Consider the following 21,191-nt stretch of genomic DNA (forward strand, 5'->3'; position numbering starts at 1 on the left):
CGGAGCGGCATCGGCGCTTCCGATATCGACGGATTGACAGTTGCCGCCATTCCGCGCCGCACCCGGCCCTCCGGTGACCGGACACGAGACGGCAGCGCGACGCTCCCTCGCGGTCACCCGACGCGTGGATTCGCGCGGCCCGCGGATCGGGCGGATAATGTCGGATCGGATGTGGCGGCCCGTTCCGGACAAAGCGGGTCGTCGCGTAATCCGCCTGCCGGGGGGTAATTCCGGGGGCCTAGGCTGCAGCGATCAGGTCTTGGATCGGTGTACCGCCGATTCTTCGCGAGCCGCGGATGTCCAACTGGGCGGATAGAATCGTCCGGCCGAGTGCGAGCTGGGCCGATACGGGGAAGTGGGTACGGGATGGAGCACGGTCAGCAGACCGGCGAGTCGATCGGCGCGATGCTGTCGAGTATCGCGTCGGCTCTCCGAGAGGTCAGCGAGAAGCTGGACGCGGTGGCGGCCCGCATCGACGGTGCGCAGGCCGTGGTGAGCGAACCGACCGTCGAGGGGCGGTTGGCCAAACTCGAGGCGTGGGCTTTCGGTGCCGGACAAGATATTTCAGGTCTCGATGCCAGGGTGGAACGCCTGGAATCCGGTGCCGACCCGGCGCCGGAGGATCGAGAAGCGACCCAGCGCCCGGCCGCCCCGCTACCTCGGGCCGCCGCGAGGCGGTCGAACGCGCGCAGGCCGGAACACAGCGCCGAACCCACGGCACCGAAGAGCGAGTCACCCGACCCGGCCGGCACCCGGAACGGTATACCGCGTGAGCCGGTGCACGCGGCGCCCGAGCCGAGTCCCGCTGCGCCGACGAGCTTCACGCCGCCCCGCGAGCCCACGCTGACCGCACTCGACCCGAACACCGGCTCCGCGCAGGGCTTCACCGCCCCTCCCGCGCGTGAGCCCACTTTCACCACGCCGGCACCGCGAGAACCCCTGTCGTCCTTCACCGCGCCCACCCCGCGCGATCCCGGAACCGGACAGCGAGAGACCTTCCCGGCCTCGCGTGAGGCCGCCCCCGCCGCGGGCTCGTACTCCCCCGCCGAGAACGCCCCGTACGAGAGCATCGTCGCCTCCGCAGCGACCACTAATCACAGCGGCTCGGAGAACGGTGCGGTACCCGACGCCACGGGCACTGGACTCACCGGCGCGCACCGCGCCGGCGTGGACGACCGGACTCCGGTCGAGAACACGCACGTGGACAAGTTGCAGGCCATGCTGGACGAACTCAAGCGCACGGCGGCGGCTCCGCTGGGCCGGACCGACGTCTTCGGGTCCACGCCGGGCGAGTCGACCACGAACGGATATCAGTCCGAGCGCACCGAAGCGCAGCGCAGACCGGCCGACTATCGGCTCTCCAGCCCGCCGCCGGTGTCCTGAGCCGCTTTGGCGCGCTTCCGCTTCGGCGGACGCGCCGCCGCCGAAGAACGCAGCAGGATCTCCTGCACTAGATCGCGCAACCAGCGATGCCCCCCGTCGGCTGTGTTGCGCGGGTGCCATGCCATCCCGATAGCGACCTCGGGCAGCGGCAGCGGTATCTCGAACGCGGCAAGACCGATCGCGGGCAATGTCGCGGAGCTCAGCAAGGCGGGCGCGGGGCAGACCAAGTCGCTGCCGCGCACCGCGAACAGCGCGCTGGTCAGCGTCGGTACGGTGGCCACCACGCGGCGGGTGCGGCCGTGCAGGGCCAAGCGGTCGTCGATCGGGCCGTGCGAACGTCCGGTTCGCGAGATGCTCAGATGCGGGGCTGCCGCGTACGCGGCGACGGTGACGCGATCGGTGACCAAGGGATGGTCGGCGGCGGCTACTCCGATCACGCGGTCGGTGATCACTCGGCGCACGGTCGTCTCCGGGTCGGTGTGGTCGATCACACCGACTTCGAGGTCGACCCGGCCGTCCCGCAACGCGGCGGTGCCCTCCACGGTGTCGGGCAGGAATCGCAGCGTCACGCCCGGAGCCTGGGCCCGCACCGCGGACAGCAGGGGCCCGGCCAGTTCGCTCAGCACCATATCGCCGGCCTGCACCGCGAACGTCCGGCGCAGCGCGGCCGGGTCGAGGTCGTCACGCGGTGTGAGAAGCGCGCGTCCCTGCTCGACCAGGGTGCTGACCTCGTAACGCAATTCCAGAGCGCGTGGCGTGGGTACCAGATTGCGGCCCGCGCGCACGAGCAGCGGGTCACCGAGCACGCCGCGCAACTTGGCCAGCGTGCGGCTCATCGCGGGCGGCGAGGTGTGTAGGCGCTCCGCGGCCAGGGTGACGCTGTTGGTGTCCAGCAGTGCGTCGAGGGCCACGAGGAGATTCATGTCCAGCGCTTCCACCCTTGGATTATCGCCAACGCAACCCGTGGCCCCCGGTATTGCGCACGCGATAACCCGGGGCGAGTCCGACCCAGGTGGCAAGGCCGGACAGCCTGCGAGGGAACTGTCCGCGGTCGTACAGGCGGTCGCTTCCATCCGTACGCCTGCCCGAGTTGGCAACGGCGCGCTGACCTGCGGGTCTGTACCGGGCACCGTCGGCTGGCGAGCCGTGACGCGCTCCGTCGGTGCGCGCGCCGGAGACGGTGACTCGACCGCGTCACCCCAACTCGGGTCGAGCGTCGGATGTCTCTGTCCGAGTCGTGCGGCGACACACGCGGTTTTCGGCAGTCGATGCAAACGTGCGCACACACCACTCGCAGCCGACGACCACCGCGACCGATGTGCGGTACCCGTCCGCCGCACGTCCTACCTGGTGAGCGGACCGGTCACGGTCGCCTAGTGGCTGACCCGGCCGCTGTCGCCCTCGTAGGGCAGCAGTTCCGCCTCGATCGGCGCCGTCGGGCGCGCCGTCGGCCCCGGCCCCGGCTTGCGACGTGTGGTCAGTCCCCGGTAGGACTCCGGCTTGATCCGGCGGAACACCTGCGCCGCTCGCGTGTGCAGTGGCAGGCGGAACTTCAGGTCGGCGAGCATCTCGTCGATGTTCTGGATGGAGAACGGGACGACCGCGGTGCCGTGCGCGTGGCGGCCGCGCGTGCGTTCCTCCATCCAGCGCAGGCGGGCGTCGATCTGCTCGTCGAGTTTCTCGGCGGGCGGAAGGTGCAGCCTGCCGGTGAGCAGCGCGGCGGTCCAGTGCGCGGCGACTTCGGCGCTGAGCGTGCTGATCGTCGAGGAGTTGTAGCCGGCGAAGGTCAGATTCGGGACCCCCAACGGCAGGATCTGCCGATGCAGGCGGAAGTTGCCGTGCTCGTCGGTCAGCCTGCGCTGGATGTACGGGGTGAGGAAGGGGACGCGCTGCTGGAAGCCGGTCGCGCAGATCACGACGTCTGCCCGCAGCACCTGCCCGGTGGACAGCCGGATCCCGGGCGCCGCCTTCTGGCCGCCGCCCATCTCGGTGATGGTCGTGTCCCGATGCACCGTGATGCGTCCGTTGGCCACCTGCTCGTAGAAGCCGTCGCTGACGAGGCTGACGGTGCTCTCGGCGATCTCCTCGAATCGCCCGGTGGGCACCAAGTCGAGTTCGCGCAGGTTCGAGTGCTTGGTGACGAGTTCCTGGATCAGATCGAAATTGCTGATCCGCACGGATTCACCGGGACCATCCAGGAACCGATCCATCCAGCGGGGCCGTAGGTAGTGGAAGTGGGCCTCGCCGAAGCGGGTCAGCATCAGCCGTTCGTAGTCGATGACCCGCGCCAGCTTGCGCGGCATCTTCCAGAACAGCCGCCGCGCCACGACCGAGGTGGACGCCGCGACCTCGCTCACCGCGGTGGCGATGTCACAGGCGGACTTGCCGTACCCCACGACGACGACCGACTTGCCGCGCACCGACTCCAGGTCGGTGAACTCCGAGGAATGGCACAGACGCCCGCCCGCGGCGCGGAACCAGTCGGCGCCGTGGTACTCCGGCATGGCGGGCTCACTGAATACGCCGTTGGCGATCACCAGGTGGTCGCATGACGCCCGGTGGACTCCGCTCTCGTCGCGAATTTCCAGCAACCAGCCGCTGTCCACCGGATCGGCGGCGACCACCTCGGTGCGCAGCCGCAAGTGCTCGGTCAGCCCGAAGCGCTCGGCGTAGGCGGCCAGATACGCCTGCATGTGCTGCCCGTCGAGAACCCGCGGGTAGTCGCCCGGCATCGGAAAGTCGGAGAAGTGGTACGTGTCCTTGGAGTTCTGCGTTTGCAGTCCCGGGTATCGCCGGGTCGCACTCCACACGCCACCGACATCGGGTGCGCGGTCGAAGATTTCGACCGGAAAACCCTCCTGTTGCAATACTTTCGCGCAGGCGAGACCTGCGATACCCGCACCGACGATCCCGATGCGGCTTCCGCTTGTCATGCGCAAGAGGCTACGTCGCCAGCGGCGCACAGCAAAGTCGGTCGACCGAATCCGCTCGTCAGCGCACCGCGGGCGCACGCACGGGGACGACCGGGAGCTCGAGCAGCCCGCGGATCAGGATGCTCTCGCGCCACCGCAGGTCCACGTCGTCGATCGCGGGCCGCAGCAGCGGATAGCGCCGGATCAGGCGGGTCAGCGCGATGCGCGCCTCGAGCCGGGCCAGTCCCGCCCCGAGGCAATAATGGATGCCGTGGCCGAAGGCCAGGTGGCCGTTCGCGCCGCGTTCCGGGGCGAAGATCCCCGGAGCGGTGAAGTGACGTTCGTCGCGGTTGGCCGACGCCACGGAGACGAGCACCAACTCCCCTTCCGGGATGACGCTGCCGCCGAGCTCGACCGGCGCGGTCGTGTAGCGCAGGGTCGCGACGTTGACCGGCCCGTTGTAGCGCAGCATCTCCTCCACCAGCGGCGTCACCCCCGTGAGATCCTCGCGCAGCGCCTGATAGCGGGACGGATCGGTCAGCAGTTCCAGCACGGTGTTGCCGATCAGGTTCACCGTGGTCTCGTGACCGGCCACCAGGATGAGGAAGGCCATGGAGATCAGCTCGTCCGGGCTGAGCCGGTCACCCTCCTCGGTGGCGAGCAGCAGTTGCGAGATCAGATCCTCGCCCAGCCCCTCTGCGCGCCGTCGGGCGATCAGCCCGTCGAAGTAGCCGACAATCGCATCGGTAGCGCTGCGTATGCCCTCCGGTGTGGACATGGGCGTGTCCACCACGGCCGCCGACCACTCCCGGAAACGCGCGCGGTCCTCGACCGGCACGCCGAGCAGTTCGCAGATCACCGTGATCGGCAACGGGAACGCGTACTCCGCGAGCAGGTCGACCGGCACGCCGCCCCCGGTCCGATCGATCGCGTCGAGCAGATCGTCCGCGATCGCCTCGACTCGTGGCGCGAGGGCCGCCATCCGCGCGGGCGCGAACGCCGGGATGACGAGTTTGCGCAGCCGCGTGTGCTGCGGCGGGTCGGCGTTGAGCAGATGGTGGCTGAGGCGCTGGTTGACCGCCGTGACGCCGCTGCCGCCCGCGGCCGAGCGCCGTGCGTGGGCGCCGACCGGATTGTGCGGATCCTTGCAGACGCCGGGATGGCGCAGGACCTCTTTGGCGGCGTCGTAGTCGACCACCAGCCAGGCGCGGACGCCGGTGCGCAACCGGATCCGGTGCACCGGCCCCTCGGCGCGCAGCTGCTGGTAGAAGGCGTGTGGCGTGCGAAAGAAATCCGCGGGCAGCTCTCTCATCCGGTCGGTCCCCCTCGGTTCGCGAGTGTCGTTGCGGCCCTTCGATGGTGACACCGATCACGGCGCACTGCCAGGCCGCGCGAGCGGAGGTCCCGCGCGAGCACCGTTGCCCGCCCGGATCGACGCGCGCCGTCGTGCGCCTCCGGCTACTCTGCGCCGGTGAATTCGATCGCGCCCGTCCTGCGGCGCGCCCGCGTCGCGAACTCGTTCGCGTTCGGCGCGCAGGGCTTCTTCCTCGCCGTCGTGCTGACCGAATTGCCGCAGCAAAAAGCACGTTTCGGCCTGTCGGACGGCCTGATCGCCGTCTCGGTCGTGCTGATCTCGTTGCTGGCGGGCGGCGGCAGCGTCCTGGCGGAGCGGCTGGCGCTGCGCTGGTCCAGCCGCGCGGCGGTGCGGATCGGGCTGCTGCTCGTCGCCGTCACCGGATCGGCGGCGGCGTTCGCGCCGAACACGGCGCTGCTGGTGGCCGCGCTCGGCTGCTACGGGATCGCGGTCGGCGTCGTCGACGCGAGCACCAACATGCAAGCGGTGTTCATCCAGCACGGGTACGGGACGTTCATCCTGTCGTCGTTCTACGCCTCGTGGAGCGCGGGAACGATAGCGGGGGCGTTGTTCGTCTCGGGGTGCGAGGCGCTGGGGGTGACGCTGCGCGCATCGCTGCTCGCGGCCGCGGCGATCGTGCTGGTGCTCGGCGGGATCCTCGGGCCTGGACTGCTCGGAGTGCGGGACGCGGAGACGAGTCCCCGCGAGACCGCCTCGCCCGGCCCGGCCGTCGCGCTGCGCGCGTATCTCGCGTTCGGAATCGCGGCTGCGTTCGTCTTCGCCGTCGACCTGGCGGTGGGCAACTGGTCGGCCTTGTATCTCACCGACGACCTGCTCGCCGGTTCGGCGACCGCGGCGCTCGCCTTCGCCGCGTACCAGGGCACATCGCTGGTCGCCCGAGCCGCAGGCGATTCGCTGGTGCGCCGTTTCGGTCCGCGCAACGTGGTCCGGGCCGCCGCGGCCACCGGGGTCTGCGGTCTCACGCTCGTGGTGGCCGCGCCGAGTCCGGCCGTCGCGATCGCGGGTTTTCTGGTCGCGGGCGCGGGCCTGCCCGTGATCGCACCGCTGTGTTTCAGCGCGGCCGGGCATCTCGCGACCGGACGCGAACTCGACGCACTGATCGCGCGCCTCAACCTGTTCAACTATGCGGGAACCCTGCTGGGCGGCGGCGTGGTCGGCGCGGTCGCGGCGAGCGTGGGGCACCGCGCGGGATTCGTTATTCCCCTGCTGTTCGCGATAGCCCTGATGGCGCTCTCCCGGGTCTTCCACTCCCATCGCGTCGCGAACGGGACACGTCCGGGAACACTGGACCAGCCCACCGCACCAGGTTCGACCGGCGGGTAGGCCGCGCAGGCCCGGGCGCGAGCCGTAGGCGATTCCGGCATCGCCGTCGGCGGCGCAGGGAGATCGAACACGACGGGCGTCGGCTGTCCCGAGGCGCGGGCGGCACCAGGAAGTTCACCGTCGGCAACCAGGTGCATCACGATCACGTGCTACGGCTGGTCTTCTGAGGGCGGACTCAGCGCAGGAAATCGACGAGCGCGGCATGGAAGGCGGGGTGCACCACCGCCATCAGATGGTCGCCGGGCACCACAGCGAGTGCGCCGTCCGGCAGGGCCGCGGCGAGCCGCTCCGGTTCGGCGGCGAACGGATCGCTGTCGCCTGCCAGCACCAGTGCGGGCACGGTGATGTCGGCCAGGGTCTCGATGGGACGATCGTCGAGGCCTGTGGCCACCGCGTGAATGGCGTCCACGTCGGCGTGCACCGCGTCGGCCAGCACGCGGAACATCTTCGCCGTCGGCGACGCTCCCGCGCCGTCTCCGGTCATCGCGGCCTGCAGATCGGGTAGGTCGATCACGCGGCGGTCGACGCCGCCGCAGTCCAGCACGCCCGACCCGATGCCACCGACCGCCAGCCGCCGCACCCGCTCGTCGGTCGCGGCCACCAGCAGCGAGATCACGCCGCCCATCGAGTACCCGACCTGCACCACTTCCTCGAAGCCCAGTTCGTCGTAGAGCGCGCGCACGTCACGCGCCATGGCATGCCACGAGTAACGCGCCGCCTCGTGCGGCTTGTCGGAACGACCGTGGCCGCGTGCGTCCAGGGAAACCACGGTGTGCCCGGCGGATTGCAGCGCGGCGACCACACCGGTGCTCATCCAGTTCGCGTTGGTGTCCGCGACCACTCCGTGGTGCAGCACGACCGGGACGCCCCCGCCCTCCCAGACCCGGTAATTGAGTTCCAGGCCGTCCCATGTCTCAAACTTCGCCATGCCGGGATCGTAGTGCACACCGCGGCCACGGACAGCCGAAGCGGACGTTCGGTCCGGACTCCGCGCTCAGCCCAGCAGACGGGCCCGCAGGGCGGCGATATCGGCGTCGGTCAGTCGCAGCCCGTCCCGGACATAGGCGTCGAAACTTCCGTAGGTCTGGTTCGCCTGATCGAAGGCGGCGTCGAGCCACGCCGCCTGGACACCGTTGAGCGGGTCGTCCTGCCTCGCGTTGCGGAAACGGTTGGACAGCAGGTAGTCCTCGGTGACCGTGGCCCGATCGATCCCGAGCACGGTGAGCAGCACAGCCGCCGCCCAGCCGGTGCGATCCTTGCCCGCGGTGCAGTGGAACAGCACCGCGCCGTCCGCGCCGATGACGTCGCGCAGCACCGAAGCGAACGCCTCGTTCGCGCCGGGAGCGGTGATGAACGCGCGATACAGCCCGTCCCCTCCGGTGAGCGTGGTGGCGATGACCTGTGGCGGAGCCTGGCCGATCACGTCGGCCCAGTGCGCTGTCGCGCCCGCGGGGACCCGGTCCGGCCCGAGCGCGCGCTCGTAGACCGTGCGCAGGTCGTGGACGGAGCGCACGCGGCGATCGGTGAGCGCGGCCAAGTCGTCCGGCGTCGCGTTGTTCAGCTGTCCGGTGCGATACACCAGACCGCTGCGCACGATCCGGCCGTCGGCGTTGCGGTACCCGCCGATGTCGCGGGCGTTCTGCACCCCTTGCAGGTGCAGCGCGGGGTCGGCGGCGACGGTCGCGGGCGGGTCGGCCTGCGCGATGCCTGCTACCGGTCCGAACGCGACCGCCAGACCGGCCGCCATCGCGACCGGGACACGAAAACTTCGGGCCATTCGGCTGCTCCAATCATCGAGTCCGCGGAACTCGCACACGTCGTCACCGAACCGCCGCGGTCGGACCGGCGGCGCTAGGCCACGACTTCGAACCGCGACAGCGCGAGCAAGCGCGAGATGGCGCGCAGATACTTCTTGCGGTATCCGCCCTCGAGCATCTCGGCGGAGAAGATCTCGTCGAGCTTCGCCCCCGACACCGTCACGGGGACGCTCGCGTCGTAGAGCCGGTCGGCCAGCACCACGATGCGCAGTGCCACGGCCTGATCGGTCACCGGGTGCACGCCGGAGACGAACACCGACGACACCCCGGAGATGAGCGCGCCGTACTTCGACGGGTGCAGGGTGCTGAGGTGCTTCAGCAGCGCGTCGAAGTCGTCGAGGGTAGAACCCGGTGTGCTGCCCGCCCGTTCGGACAGCACGTCCGGCGACGTGGGCTCCGGCGCGGGCGGCAGGTCGCGGTGGCGGTAGTCCGGCCCGTCCACGCGCACCGCCTCGAAGATGGCGCCCAGTTTCTTGATCTCGCGCAGGAAATCCTGCGCGGCGAAACGTCCTTCGCCGAGCTGGCCCGGCAGCGTGTTCGACGTGGCGGCGACCGAGACACCGGCGGCGGACAGTTCGGTCAGCAATCGGGAGACCAGCATGGTGTCACCCGGATCGTCGAGCTCGAACTCGTCGATGCACAGCACGCTGTTGCCCGACAACCGCTCCAGAGCATTGGCGAAGCCGAGCGCACCGACCAGGTTGGTCAGCTCGCCGAACGTGCCGAACGACTTGGGCGCGGGCGAGCTGTGGAAGATCGAGGCGAGCAGATGGGTCTTGCCGACGCCGAACCCGCCGTCCAGGTACAGACCGGCACCGCTGATCTGCTTCTTCTTGCCGAAGAAGCTCTTCTTGTGCGCGGCCTTGCTGATCTTGGCGACCTGGTCGGCGAACTCTTCGGCCTTGCGAACCGCCGCCGCCTGGCTCGGTTCCTTCGGATCGGGGATGTAGGAGGCGAAGCTCACCTCGTCGAACATGGGCGGAGGCACCATCTGGGCGACGAGCTGATCGGCCGGGACCTCCGGATGACGATCGACGAGGCGTTCTTGCATGGACGAAGCCTAAAGACGTGGTGTGATCTGGTCTCATGCAGCGTAGCCAGAATGCGATCCAGCTCACAGGGCTCAGCCCCGACGACCTCGCGCAGTTGTACGCCTTCCCCGCCGCGCTCGACGCGCCTTGGGTCCGCGCCAATTTCGTCTCCAGCATCGATGGCGCGGCCACCAGCGGGAACCTGACCGAAGGGCTGGGCACTCCGGCCGACCGGACAGTGTTCATGCTGCTGCGCGAACTGGCGGAGGTGATCGTGGTCGGCGCGGGCACGGCGCGCGCGGAGAACTACGGCGGGGCGCGCACCGACCCGGGACGCCGCCGCGCGTTCCACGAACGCGGCATCGGCGGGCATCCCGACGGCGTGCCGCCGCCGATCGCGGTGGTCACGGCGAGCGCGGCGATCGACCCCGACGCGCGCCTGCTCACCGACACCCAGGTGCCGCCGCTGATCATCACGACGGCCACCGCTCCCGCCGACCGCAAACAGCGTCTGGCGGACGCGGGCGCCGAGGTGATCGAAGCCGGTGACATCGCGGTGACGCCGAGCGGCCTGCTGCGCGTGCTCGGCGAGCGCGGCCTGCTGCGCGTGCTCACCGAGGGCGGTCCGCACCTGTTCGGTGAACTGCTGGAGGCCGACGTGGTCGATGAGCTCTGCCTGACCACCGCGCCGCTGCTGGTCGGCGGTGCGGCACGGCGAATCTCGCTGTCGGCGCACGAGTTCCGCGTCCGGATGACGCGCGCGCACGTCCTGCTGGACGACGACGGCACGGTGCTCACCCGGTGGGCCCGTCGATGAAAGAACCGCCCGAACCTGGCAGGCTGTAGCAATGCGCTGGACTCGGGCCGCCGTGCTTGCCGCCACCCTCTCGATCGTGACCGCCGGTTGCGGCGCGGGACCGTCGGATCGTCCCGGTGTCGCGGTGCAGCGTCCGCCGGTCGCGGGTACCGCGACGACCTCCGCCGCGCCCGCTCCGCCGCCGAGCGCCGAGCTGCCCAGAACCGATCTCAGCTGGCGGGAGTGCACCCAGCCGACCCTCGATCAGCTCGGCCTCGGGCCCGCGCCCGCGGGGCTGGTGCTGGACTGCGCCGAGTACTCCACCCCGATCGACTCCACAGGCGCGGTGCTGGGCAATTTCCGGGCCGGTGCGCTGCGGGCCAGGCTGGCGCAGACCCCGGCCGACGCGCCGCCACTGGTGCTGACCTCGGGTTCGGATCGCTCCTCCTCCGCCACCCTCGCCGGATTGGCCGCGGGCCCGGCCTCGGCGCTGCTGGCCGCCCACCCGATCGTGGCGGTGGACCGGCGCGGCATGGGCACCTCGCAGCCGATCGACTGCCTGCCGCTGGAGGTGCGGCGCGGCCTAGCCGACAACGCCCAGTCCGACCCGGGCGACCCGGTCGCCAGGATGACGAAGCTGAGCCAGGACGGCACCATCGCCTGCCGCGATTTCCTGCAGCCCTACGAGGGCACCTTCGACGCGCCGCACGCCGCCGACGACATCGAGCAACTGCGCAGGCAGTGGCAGGTGGAGCACATCGCGGTGCTGGGCACCGGCAACGGCGCGAAGGTCGCGCTGAGCTACGCCCGCAAGTACGGCGACCACCTCGCCCGGCTGGTGCTCGACTCCCCCGAGCCGGTCGGCACCGATGCGGTGACCCGTGCCGAGCAGGCCGTGCAAGGCGCCGAGGCGGCGCTGACGGCGTTCGCGCAGCGTTGCGTCGGCGTCGGTTGCTCACTCGGCGCCGACCCGCGCGCCGCGGTCACCGACCTGGTGAACCGGGCCGCGACCGGCGGGCTCGGCGACGTCTCGGCGAACGCGTTGCTGACCGCGGTCTCGGGCTTCCTCGGCAGCCCGCGGGCCGACCAGGCCACCCGGGTCACGGAGCTGTCCGACGCGCTCGCCGCGGCGGGTCGCGGTGATCGGGGACCGTTGAGCAACCTCGTCACCCGGGAAACCGCGGCCACGGCGAACGACGGCCAGTTCGTCAACCGGTGCACCGACACGCAGCTGCCGCCGACGCCGGACAAGGCCACCGAGTTGGCAGGCACCTGGGCGGGCAAGTACCCCGTCTTCGGCCGAGCGGCGGCCATCGGCCTGATGGAGTGCGCGGCCTGGCCGGTGTCGACCGCGCCCGCACTGCCCGAGAAGCTCGCGATTCCCGTGCTGGTGCTCGGCGGGGTCGCCGATCCGGTGGTCGGCAACGGCGGCCAGTCGTCGGTGACCGGCGCACTCGGTTCGGCGGGCGCTCGGCACGCGGCGCTGTCCTGGCAGGGCTTCGGGCATCCGGTGGCCACGCATTCCGGCTGCGCGCAGCGGGCGGTGCTCGACTATCTGAAGGACGGCAAACTTCCCGCTGACGGTACCGCCTGCCCGGCCTAGCCGGAGGCGTCGAGCAGCCGCCAGGGCGGCGAGTCGGGCAGGTCCGGCCAACCACCGGTAACCGATCCGGTGTACCGTGCCCCAGTGTTCCTTCGACAGCTCGAGCCCCGGACCGCTCGCACCACCGCCGAGGTGATCAAGTTCGCACTCTGGCCGCTGGCGGTCATGACCGTGCTGAACCGGGTTTTCATCAAGGCTGTCAACGGCTTCATCACCGACGACTACCGGCCGGTCTACCAGGCCTCCCTCGACTTCCTGAACGGACGCCCGGTCTACACCGCGAACTTCGACTCGGTGGACCCGCACTACCTCTACCCGCCCAGCGGCACCCTGCTGATCGCGCCGATCGCGGTCATCGACTACGAGAAGTCACGCTGGCTGTTCATCGCCCTGAACGTGATCGCGATCCTCATCGCCTGGTATCTGCTGCTGCGGCTGTTCCGGTACACGCTGAGCTCGGTCGCCGCCCCCGCACTGCTGCTGGCGATGTTCATGTCCGAGACCGTGATCAACACGCTGGTGTTCACCAACGTCAACGGCTGTGTGCTGCTGGCGGAGCTGATCTTCATCCACCTGCTGCTGAAACGGCGAGATCTGTGGGCAGGCGCCGCGCTCGGCTTGAGTATCGCGGTCAAGCCGACTCTCGCTCCCCTGCTGTTGATCGCGCTGGCCCGGGGGCAATGGAAGGTCTTCGTGACCGCGCTGGGCGTGCCGCTGGCGCTGACCGCGATCGCCTGGCCGCTGTCGAAGGACCCGGAGAAGTTCCTCACCCGCACCGCGCCCTACCTTTTCGAATCCCGCGACTACTTCAACAGCGCGATCGTCGGCAACGGCGAGTACTACGGGCTACCTGCGTGGCTGACCTGGGGCATGCGCGCGGTGCTCGGCGTGCTGGTGCTGATCTCGCTGTGGCTGCTGTACCGCTACTACCGTGAGGACGAGCTGTTCTTCGTCTGCACCTCCTCCGGCGTGCTGCTCGCCGCCTCGTTCCTGCTCAGCTCGCTCGGGCAGATGTACTACTCGATGATGCTGTTCCCGTTCCTGATGACGGTGGTACTGCGCAATTCGGTGCTGCGCAACTGGCCGGCCTGGCTGGCGATCTTCGGGTTCATGAGCTACGACAAGTGGCTCTCGGACCGCTGGCAGCACATCGGCCGCAACTTGGAGTACCTGCGCATCACCTTCGGCTGGGGCCTGCTGCTCATCGTCGTGTTCTGTGTGCTCGGCGACCGCTATCTGGCCGCGCGGCGGGAAGGACGGCTGCCGTTCGGCATCGATCCCGCGTGGATGAAGTCCGCACCGGATTCGCGCGGCGAGGCGCCGCAACGGCCCGCGACCGCCGATACCGCCTTGCCGGCGGAAACCCCCAGGCCACACAACGGTTCGGCGCCGGTCGAGGAGAATCGTATTAGCGTGGAGCCATGAGCTCCGAAGCCGACACGTCCCTGCCCACGCCGCGGATCCAGCTCACGCCGCAGGAATGGCGGGTGAAATTGGACCCCGAGGAGTACGCGGTGCTGCGCGAGGCCGCCACCGAGCGGCCGTTCACCGGCGAGTACACCGATACCAAGACCGAAGGCGTCTACGCGTGCCGGGCCTGCGGCGCCGAACTGTTCCGCAGCACCGAGAAGTTCGACTCGCACTGTGGCTGGCCGTCGTTCTTCGATCCGGCGGCGTCCGACGCGGTGATTCTCCGGTCGGACGACTCGCTCGGCATGCACCGGGTCGAAGTGCTGTGCGCGAACTGCCACAGCCACCTCGGCCACGTGTTCGAGGGCGAGGGGTACAACACGCCCACCGACAAGCGCTACTGCATCAACTCCATCGCTCTGCGACTGCACCCCTCGGACAGCGCAGCGGAGTAAAGGCCCGACGCTCACCGGCAGCGTACGGAGCCCGCACCGCTCGTCGCATGCCCCGAAAACTCTGGGCAAGTTCGGTGGACGTCAGGGCAGGGCGGCGATCAGCTGCTCGATCTCCACGCGGGGACCGGTGAAGAACGGGATCTCCTCGCGCACGTGCCGTCGGGCGTCGGTGGCGCGCAGGTCGCGCATCAGATCGACGATGCGATGCAGTTCGGGCGCTTCGAAGGCCAGGATCCACTCGTAGTCGCCGAGCGCGAACGAGCTGACGGTGTTGGCCCGCACGTCCGGGTAGCCACGCGCGGCTTTGCCGTGCTCGGCCAGCATCCGGCGGCGTTCCTCGTCGGGCAGCAGGTACCACTCGTAGGACCGGACGAACGGGTACACGCAGATGTAGGCGCCCGGCTCCTCACCGGCCAAGAACGCCGGGATGTGGCTCTTGTTGAACTCCGCGGGACGGTGCAGCGCCGCGTTGCTCCACACCGGCGCGCTGGCCCGCCCGAGCTCGGTGGTACGGCGGAAGTCGGCGTAGGCGGCCTGCAGGTCCTCGACGCGCTCGGCGTGCGTCCAGATCATGAAATCGGCGTCGGCGCGCATCCCCGCCACGTCGTAGACGCCGCGCACCACCACGTCGCGGTCGGCGAGACCGTCGAAGAACGCCTTCGCCTCCTTGGTCGCCGCGTCCCGGTCCTCGCCCAGCACTCCGGGCTGCACCTGGAAGACCGAGAACATCAGGTAGCGGATGGTGGAGTTGAGAGCATGATAGTCGAGTCGCGCCATAGCACTATCGTGCCACTCGCCCGGGAGCGCCCGCGTCGCCGGGCGTGAACTGCTCGACGTGCACGCGGGCATCCGGGATGCCGAGGGCACGCAGCTGACCCTGGCGATTCCGGCGGAGATCAGCACCAGCGGTGTCTGCGCCGCGGTATCGATGACGACATCACCGAACGGAAGGGTGACCTGCAGCTGGTCACCGGGGCGCAGATGCTCGTGCAGCCACGAGGACACCTCGCCCGCCGGACAGCCGCCGGCCGGGTCGACCCGTTTGACGGCGAACGACAGCACGCCGTCCCCGGGCCTGCCCACCAAGCTGTACTGACGCAGCTGGCGCGCACCGTCGGGAAGTCGCACGCCCACCGAGACGTATTGTCCCGGAGCGAATCCCGGCAACTCCGTGTTCGGGTCGGCGGAACCGACGGTGAAGATCGCGACGCCGGAGGGATCGTCCTCGCGGGCCAGGACGAGGACGTCCCGGAACACGTCGCCGGAATCCACGCCCGCCTCGGCGTAGAGCCCCTTCTCCTGGTCCATCAGGGTGTCGGCCATCAGCCAGTAGACCCGATCCCAGGCCGACGCGACCGTCTCGTCCACCACGTCGGCGCCGAGCACTTCCACGATGGCGGCGAACAGGTTGTCGTGCACGATCTGGTACTGCTCCGGAGTCACCCCGAGGGAGGCGTGCTTGTGCGCGATCCGCGACAGCATGGTGGCCGGGTGCGGCAGCGCGGGATCGACCAGGTACGTGGCGAAGGTGGCGATGGAAGCGGCCAGCGCCCGCTGCTGACTGCCCTGCGCCTGATTGCCCCGGTTGAACGTGTCGCGCAGCAGCTGCGGGTGAGCGTCGAACATGGTGCGGTAGAACACGGCCGTGATGCGGTCGATGTTCGCCGCCACGAGCGGCAGGGTCGCGCGGACGACGTCGGCGTGCCGCGGTTCGAGTTCCGGTTGGGCCCGGACAACGCTGTCGAGGGTCATGACACTTCCTTCATCTCAGGGGAAACATTCGTCGTGGATCCGACGAGCAGATGCAGCAATCCCGCGCTCGACGAGGTGACCAATTCCTCTATCGAATAGCGGTCGAGTTCGGCATAGAAGGCTTTCTTCGCGTCGGCGAGAATTCGGCGGAGTCGGCACGCGCCGATCAGCGGACACGGATTCGGATCCCCGCACTCCACCACATCGCGGTCGCTTTCCAATTCCCGGACGAGCGCACCTACCGAAGCGGCACGCCCGGCCGCGGTGATGAACAGTCCGCCGGATCGTCCGCGGTGCGCCTGCACCAGACCCAGCTCGACCAACCGGGAAACCGCTTTGGCCACATGCTTTTCCGACGCGCCCACCTGTCGTGCGATGAGTTTGGTGGTCACTCGGGAATTCTTCTCGTCCTCCGCCGCGAGCCGCATGATGGTGCGCAGACCGATATCGGTGAAGTGCGAGAGCTGCATGATGCTCACGCTACCGGCGAATTCCACCGATTCCGCATGCCGGCGAAGTGTTCTTAATTACGCCGATTCGTGCGCATTTTCGGCGCCGATTATCGACAGCCCGAGAAAAGCCGAGAGTCCACAGCGGTATGCGATGACCCGCTCAGGATCGGTGTGCGCTGCCCGCGCCGACCGTCGCCGCGATCCGCTGCGCGGCGGCTGCGCCGGAGGAGACGCACGCGGGCACGCCGACGCCGTGCAGGTACGCGCCCGCCACCGCCAGCCCGTCGAGCGGGGCGACCTGGGCTTCGACGGCCGCGACGCGGGCCGGATGGCCGGGCGCGTACTGGGCGAGTCCGCCCGGCCAGCGCTGCACCACGGCCTCGATCGGCTCGACGGCGACTCCGGTGACGGTAGCCAGGTCCTCGGTGGCGGCGGCCACCAGTTGCGCATCAGGCCACGACAGCGGGGAGTCGTCGCCGAATTTCCCGAACGAGACGCGGACGAGGGCGGTTTCACGTTGCGCGAGATGGGTCCATTTGCGGCTGGACAGGGTGAAGGCCTTGGCGCGCAGCGGCTCTCCGGTCGCCACGAGGATGCCGGAGTTCTGCGGCAGCGCGGTCTCGCGGGGCAGCGCCAGCGCGACCACCACCGACGAGGAGAGTTCGACGCCCGCCAGCTCCGCCGCGGCGACGGGGGCGACGGTCCGCAACAGTCGCGCGGTCACCGGCGCCGGGGTGGCGAGCACCACGGCGTCGACGGCGCCGATCGGGTCCACCACCCAGCCCCGCAGTCCCCTGGCCAGACGCGTGCCCGGGGTCGCGGTGACGAACCTGGCCCCGGAGCGTTCGGCGAGCGCTTCGAGCAGCACCCGGTACCCGTCGCGAATTCCGCCGAAGACCGGCGCGTTCGAGGGCGGCGGCAGCGCGGCGCCGACGGCGGCGGTGAGGCTCGGGGCGCCGTCGTCCAGGGCGGCGGCGAGGGTGGGCAGCGCGGCGCGGACACCGATCGAGCGGGAACTGCCCGCGTACACCCCACCGAGCAGCGGATCCACGCTGCGCTCGGCGACTTGCGGGCCGAAGCGGTCGGCGACCAGGTGGTAGACGTCGATATCGGAGCCGGGGTCCCAGGTCAGCGGGCGGTCGGGTTCGGCGGCGATCCGCGCCAGCGTCTCGGCGTCGACCAGACCACGCATCGATTCGGCGTTCGCCGGGACACCCATCAACGTGCCCTCCGGAAGCGGATGCGCGGCGCCGGAGGACCACACCAGCGGCCGCAGACCGGCCGGCGTCACCAATTGCGACTCCAGCCCGAGTTCCCGCAGTAGCGCGGGCACCTCCGGCCGTCGGCCGACGAACGCTTCCGCGCCGAGATCCAATGGCTCCCCGGCCACTTCACCGGTATAGAGGATGCCGCCGACCCGTTCGGCGCGATCGAGCACGAGCACGTCGGCATCCGGCCCGAGCAACGTCCGCAACCGATACGCGGCCACCAGTCCGCTGATCCCACCGCCGACCACCGCGATACGCATGCCTCGACCGTATCGTGTGCCGCGACCTCGGCCGTCGAACGGTCGGCCCGCGATGACCCGGGACACACCGCCCGCGACTGCGGCATGTACCGCCTCCGGCTACCAGTAGCGCCTGAACCGAGCGCTGCGGGCGGTTCTCTCCGCTGGGACCTACAGCTCGTGGACGAGTTCCACCAAGGCGGTCAGCACGCCCGGATCGGTCTCCGGAAGCACCCCGTGGCCCAGGTTGAAGATGTGCCCGGTGGCGCCGAGGGTGATCGCCTCGTCCGCTTCACGCGCGATCCGCCGCGCCTGCGTCTCGACCGCAGCGGGCCCGGCGAACAGCACAGCCGGATCGAGATTGCCCTGCAACGCTTTTCCCGGTCCGACGCGGCGGACGGCCTCGGTCAGCGGCACCCGCCAATCGACGCCGACCACGTCGGCGCCCGCCTCACCCATGGCGCCGAGCAGCTCGCCGGTGCCCACCCCGAAGTGGATGCGCGGCACTCCCGCGTCGGCGATCTCGGCGAACACCCGTTCCGAGTGCGGTAGCACGAAGCTGCGGTAGTCGGCCTGCGACAGCGCGCCGGCCCAGGAGTCGAACACTTGCACCGCGTCGACGCCCGCCGCGAGCTGAGCCTGCAGGAACGCGATGGTGATGTCGGTGAGCACGCCCAGCAGGGCGTGCCAGGTCTGCGGGTCGGCGTACATCATCGCCTTGGTGCGCTCGTGGTTCTTGCTCGGACCGCCCTCGACCAGGTAGGAGGCGAGGGTGAACGGCGCGCCCGCGAACCCGATCAGCGGTGTCTCCCCCAGCGCGTCGAGCAGCAGGCGCACGCCGTCGGTGACCGCCCCGACCTCCTCGGGACGCAACCGTGGCAGCGCGCGCACGTCGTCGACCGTCCGTACGGGCGCGGCGACCACCGGGCCCACGCCGGGCACGATGTCCAGATCGATTCCCGCCGCTTTGAGCGGAACGACGATGTCGGAGAACAGGATCGCCGCGTCGACGCGATGCCTGCGGATCGGCTGGAGGGTGATCTCGCACACCAGTTCCGGGTCGAAGCAGGACTCGAGCATCCCGACGCCGGCACGCACCTCGCGGTACTCGGGCAGCGAGCGTCCGGCCTGGCGCATGAACCACACCGGACGCCTGCTGGGCGTCGCGCCGGTGGCGGCGGCCAGGAACGGGGCATCGGTCAACCGGCGGCGGGTATGAGTGCTCATCACGGCTATCGTATGCGGGTCCCGAGGGAGGGGCGGACGCGGTGGCGGCAGCGATGCTCGCGCGGACGCCGCACCGCCCGTAGCGGCGCGCCTCCGACTGCGCCGGGTGCACAAGGTCTACCGTCAGCATTGTGACACCGCTCGACTTCCGCGACGGCGCCGCACCGACCGAAGGACCTCAGGGCGAGCCAGCTCAGTTTCGCGCCGCGGTCGAGGCGATGCGCACCGCAACCGTGCACCCTCGGATCGAGCTCGCGCCCATCCGGCCGCCGCAACGCCTCGCACCGTACTCCTACGCCATCGGCGCGGAGGTCACCCATCCGGAAACCCCTGTCGTGCCGGTCGATTCCGAAGGCGACGCGTTCGGCCGGTTGATCCTCTTGCACGATCCGGACGGCGACGACACCTGGCACGGCACCTTACGTCTGGTCGCCTACATCCAGGCCGACATCGACGCCGCGCTCGCCACCGACCCCTTGCTACCCGAGGTGGCCTGGAGCTGGCTGGTGGACGCGCTGGAGTCACGGACCGAGCCGTTCACCGCGCTCGGCGGCACGGTGACCTCGACCAGCTCGGTGCGCTACGGGGACATCGCCGGTCCGCCACGCGCCCATCAGCTGGAACTTCGCGCCTCGTGGACGCCCGTCACCACCGACATGCGCCCGCACCTGGAGGCGTTCTGCGAGGTGCTGGCCTACGCGGCCGGACTCCCGCCGGCCGGGGTGACTCAGCTGCAGGTGCCGCCCGGTCTGTCCCGCGAGCACCCCTGAGCAGGCCGGCAGACGCGGTGTGACCTGCCGCGGAACCACCGCCGTCCGGTACACCGGGCCCCTCGCGCCCGATCCGTCGACACACTTATGCGCCGATAGGACGGCGGCGCCGTGGCGGCGGCACGTAGAGTTCAACACCATGTCCGTACCAGACGAATCCGAACCCTCGGCCGCGACGCCGCTGCTCGCGCCGGTGGAGGGCGTGCCACCGGTACTGGACACCGCCGCGGAGATCAGCGCGGCCGCCGCCCGGCTGATCGCGGGCACCGGCCCCTTGGCCGTCGACGCCGAGCGTGCCTCCGGGTTCCGCTACTCGGCGCGCGCATACCTGATCCAGCTGCGCCGGGCGGGCGCGGGCACGTTCCTCATAGATCCGATCCCGATCACCGACGCCCTCGGCCCGCTGGCCGACGCGATCAACGGGTTGGAGTGGGTTCTGCACTCCGCGGACCAGGACCTTCCGGGGCTGGCCGAACTCGGTTTGCGTCCGGCCCGGCTGTTCGACACCGAATTGGGCGGGCGCCTGGCGGGTTTCGAACGCGTGGGGCTCGCGGCGATGGTGGAGCGGCTGCTCGGCCGCGCGCTACGCAAAGGGCACGGGGCGGCCGACTGGTCCACCCGCCCGCTGCCCGCCGACTGGCTGAATTACGCCGCCCTGGATGTCGAATTGTTGCTGGAACTGCGCGACGCCGTGGCCGCAGCGCTCGATGAGCAGGGCAAGACCGACTGGGCCGCCCAGGAATTCGAGTACATCCGCACCCTGGACCCGCCCGCGCCGAAGGCCGAGCGCTGGCGGCGCACCTCGGGCATCCACACGCTGCGCCGCACCAGGCAGCTGGCCGTGGTGCGCGAGCTGTGGACCACCCGGGACGCGCTGGCCCGCGCCCGGGACGTCGCGCCCGCCCGCATCCTCCCGGATGCGGCGATCATCGCGGCCGCGACGGCCGAGCCCCGGACCATCGCGCAGTTGCGCACGCTGCCGGTGTTCGGCGGGCCGCGGCAGCGCCGCTACTCCCGCGAATGGCTCGCCGCGATCGAGCGCGGCCGCACTTTGCCGGAGGGCGAGTTGCCGCCGCTCACCCAGCCGTTCGACGGCCCACCGCCGGTCAACCGCTGGGAACGCCGTGACCCGGCCGCGGCGGCTCGCCTGACCCGGGCACGGGCGGCCATGGCCGAGCTGTCGGCGGAGCACTCGATACCGGTGGAGAATCTGCTCGCTCCCGACCTGGTCCGCCGCCTGTGCTGGGACGGGCTGCCCGAATACGACGCGGTCGACTCCTCCGCCGTCGACGGGTACCTGAAATCCGGCGGTGCCCGCCCGTGGCAGCGGGAACTGGCCGTACCGCGGCTGGCCGCCGCGTTGCCGCCGACCGGCTAG

The 21,191-nt window shown here is 70.3% G+C and carries 18 protein-coding genes and 1 pseudogene; 8 read left to right on the top strand and 11 right to left on the bottom strand.

Annotated features, from left to right (window positions below; all coding sequences use genetic code 11):
- The first annotated feature begins 366 nt into the window (after nucleotides 1-366).
- On the top strand, nucleotides 367-1,383 hold the full coding sequence (locus GVY64_RS01740; protein WP_159837991.1) for a hypothetical protein: 1,017 nt from the start codon (nucleotides 367-369) through the stop codon (nucleotides 1,381-1,383).
- Here GVY64_RS01740 and GVY64_RS01745 read toward each other — a convergent pair.
- From GVY64_RS01745 to GVY64_RS01755, 3 genes are all read right to left on the bottom strand, one after another.
- Nucleotides 1,350-2,321 (bottom strand): LysR family transcriptional regulator, encoded by a 972-nt coding sequence (locus GVY64_RS01745; protein WP_442939498.1) that lies wholly within the window; start codon nucleotides 2,319-2,321, stop codon nucleotides 1,350-1,352. The genes GVY64_RS01740 and GVY64_RS01745 overlap by 34 nt on opposite strands.
- A 435-nt stretch (nucleotides 2,322-2,756) precedes the next feature.
- Nucleotides 2,757-4,316 carry a flavin-containing monooxygenase gene (locus GVY64_RS01750; protein ID WP_159837993.1) on the bottom strand — a complete coding sequence of 520 codons (1,560 nt, stop codon included), beginning with the start codon at nucleotides 4,314-4,316 and terminating at the stop codon, nucleotides 2,757-2,759.
- A gap of 58 nt (nucleotides 4,317-4,374) precedes the next feature.
- Entirely contained in the window at nucleotides 4,375-5,607 is a 1,233-nt protein-coding gene (locus GVY64_RS01755) for a cytochrome P450 family protein (protein WP_159837995.1), read from the bottom strand.
- 159 nt (nucleotides 5,608-5,766) lie between these two features.
- Between GVY64_RS01755 and GVY64_RS01760 the strand changes: the two genes are divergently transcribed.
- Nucleotides 5,767-6,993, top strand: coding sequence for an MFS transporter (locus GVY64_RS01760; RefSeq protein ID WP_159837997.1), 1,227 nt, complete (start codon nucleotides 5,767-5,769; stop codon nucleotides 6,991-6,993).
- A gap of 175 nt (nucleotides 6,994-7,168) precedes the next feature.
- On the opposite strand, the gene GVY64_RS01765 is transcribed toward GVY64_RS01760, so the two are convergent.
- The 3 genes from GVY64_RS01765 to zapE form a co-directional block, all read right to left on the bottom strand.
- On the bottom strand, nucleotides 7,169-7,921 hold the full coding sequence (locus tag GVY64_RS01765; protein WP_159837999.1) for an alpha/beta fold hydrolase: 753 nt from the start codon (nucleotides 7,919-7,921) through the stop codon (nucleotides 7,169-7,171).
- A gap of 66 nt (nucleotides 7,922-7,987) precedes the next feature.
- Nucleotides 7,988-8,770, bottom strand: a complete 783-nt coding sequence (locus GVY64_RS01770; protein ID WP_159838001.1) for a tyrosine-protein phosphatase — start codon at nucleotides 8,768-8,770, stop codon at nucleotides 7,988-7,990.
- A gap of 74 nt (nucleotides 8,771-8,844) precedes the next feature.
- Entirely contained in the window at nucleotides 8,845-9,861 is a 1,017-nt protein-coding gene (gene zapE / locus GVY64_RS01775) for a cell division protein ZapE (RefSeq protein WP_159838003.1), read from the bottom strand.
- Nucleotides 9,862-9,896: 35 nt separating this feature from the next.
- Between zapE and GVY64_RS01780 the strand changes: the two genes are divergently transcribed.
- From GVY64_RS01780 to msrB, 4 genes are all read left to right on the top strand, one after another.
- On the top strand, nucleotides 9,897-10,658 hold the full coding sequence (locus tag GVY64_RS01780; RefSeq protein ID WP_159838005.1) for a pyrimidine reductase family protein: 762 nt from the start codon (nucleotides 9,897-9,899) through the stop codon (nucleotides 10,656-10,658).
- Between the two features lie 31 nt (nucleotides 10,659-10,689).
- Nucleotides 10,690-12,240, top strand: coding sequence for an alpha/beta hydrolase (locus GVY64_RS01785; RefSeq protein WP_159838007.1), 1,551 nt, complete (start codon nucleotides 10,690-10,692; stop codon nucleotides 12,238-12,240).
- A gap of 84 nt (nucleotides 12,241-12,324) precedes the next feature.
- Nucleotides 12,325-13,665 carry a glycosyltransferase family 87 protein gene (locus tag GVY64_RS01790; protein WP_236566536.1) on the top strand — a complete coding sequence of 447 codons (1,341 nt, stop codon included), beginning with the start codon at nucleotides 12,325-12,327 and terminating at the stop codon, nucleotides 13,663-13,665.
- Nucleotides 13,662-14,105, top strand: a complete 444-nt coding sequence (gene msrB / locus GVY64_RS01795) for a peptide-methionine (R)-S-oxide reductase MsrB (RefSeq protein ID WP_063021019.1) — start codon at nucleotides 13,662-13,664, stop codon at nucleotides 14,103-14,105. The genes GVY64_RS01790 and msrB overlap by 4 nt, the downstream gene beginning before the upstream one ends.
- 81 nt (nucleotides 14,106-14,186) lie before the next feature.
- Here the strand turns inward: msrB and hemQ are convergent, their stop codons facing one another.
- The 5 genes and pseudogenes from hemQ to hemE form a co-directional block, all read right to left on the bottom strand.
- Nucleotides 14,187-14,882, bottom strand: coding sequence for a hydrogen peroxide-dependent heme synthase (hemQ, locus tag GVY64_RS01800; protein WP_159838269.1), 696 nt, complete (start codon nucleotides 14,880-14,882; stop codon nucleotides 14,187-14,189).
- 549 nt (nucleotides 14,883-15,431) lie between these two features.
- Nucleotides 15,432-15,857, bottom strand: a pseudogene (locus GVY64_RS38855) (globin domain-containing protein); the annotation flags it as partial.
- Nucleotides 15,854-16,327 carry an RrF2 family transcriptional regulator gene (locus GVY64_RS01810; RefSeq protein ID WP_159838011.1) on the bottom strand — a complete coding sequence of 158 codons (474 nt, stop codon included), beginning with the start codon at nucleotides 16,325-16,327 and terminating at the stop codon, nucleotides 15,854-15,856. The gene GVY64_RS01810 and the pseudogene GVY64_RS38855, both read right to left, overlap by 4 nt.
- Before the next feature lie 142 nt (nucleotides 16,328-16,469).
- A complete protein-coding gene (locus tag GVY64_RS01815; RefSeq protein ID WP_159838013.1) occupies nucleotides 16,470-17,837 on the bottom strand; it encodes a protoporphyrinogen oxidase in 1,368 nt (455 codons plus the stop codon).
- Between the two features lie 150 nt (nucleotides 17,838-17,987).
- Complete coding sequence (hemE, locus tag GVY64_RS01820; RefSeq protein ID WP_159838014.1) at nucleotides 17,988-19,043, bottom strand: uroporphyrinogen decarboxylase; 1,056 nt, start codon at nucleotides 19,041-19,043, stop codon at nucleotides 17,988-17,990.
- A gap of 131 nt (nucleotides 19,044-19,174) precedes the next feature.
- Between hemE and GVY64_RS01825 the strand changes: the two genes are divergently transcribed.
- Together GVY64_RS01825 and GVY64_RS01830 are read left to right on the top strand one after the other, a co-directional pair.
- Nucleotides 19,175-19,813, top strand: a complete 639-nt coding sequence (locus GVY64_RS01825) for a DUF3000 domain-containing protein (protein ID WP_159838015.1) — start codon at nucleotides 19,175-19,177, stop codon at nucleotides 19,811-19,813.
- Between the two features lie 139 nt (nucleotides 19,814-19,952).
- Nucleotides 19,953-21,191, top strand: coding sequence for an HRDC domain-containing protein (locus tag GVY64_RS01830; RefSeq protein WP_159838016.1), 1,239 nt, complete (start codon nucleotides 19,953-19,955; stop codon nucleotides 21,189-21,191).

Source organism: Nocardia sp. CY41 (genome assembly GCF_009829325.1).
Classification (GTDB): Bacteria; Actinomycetota; Actinomycetes; order Mycobacteriales; family Mycobacteriaceae; genus Nocardia.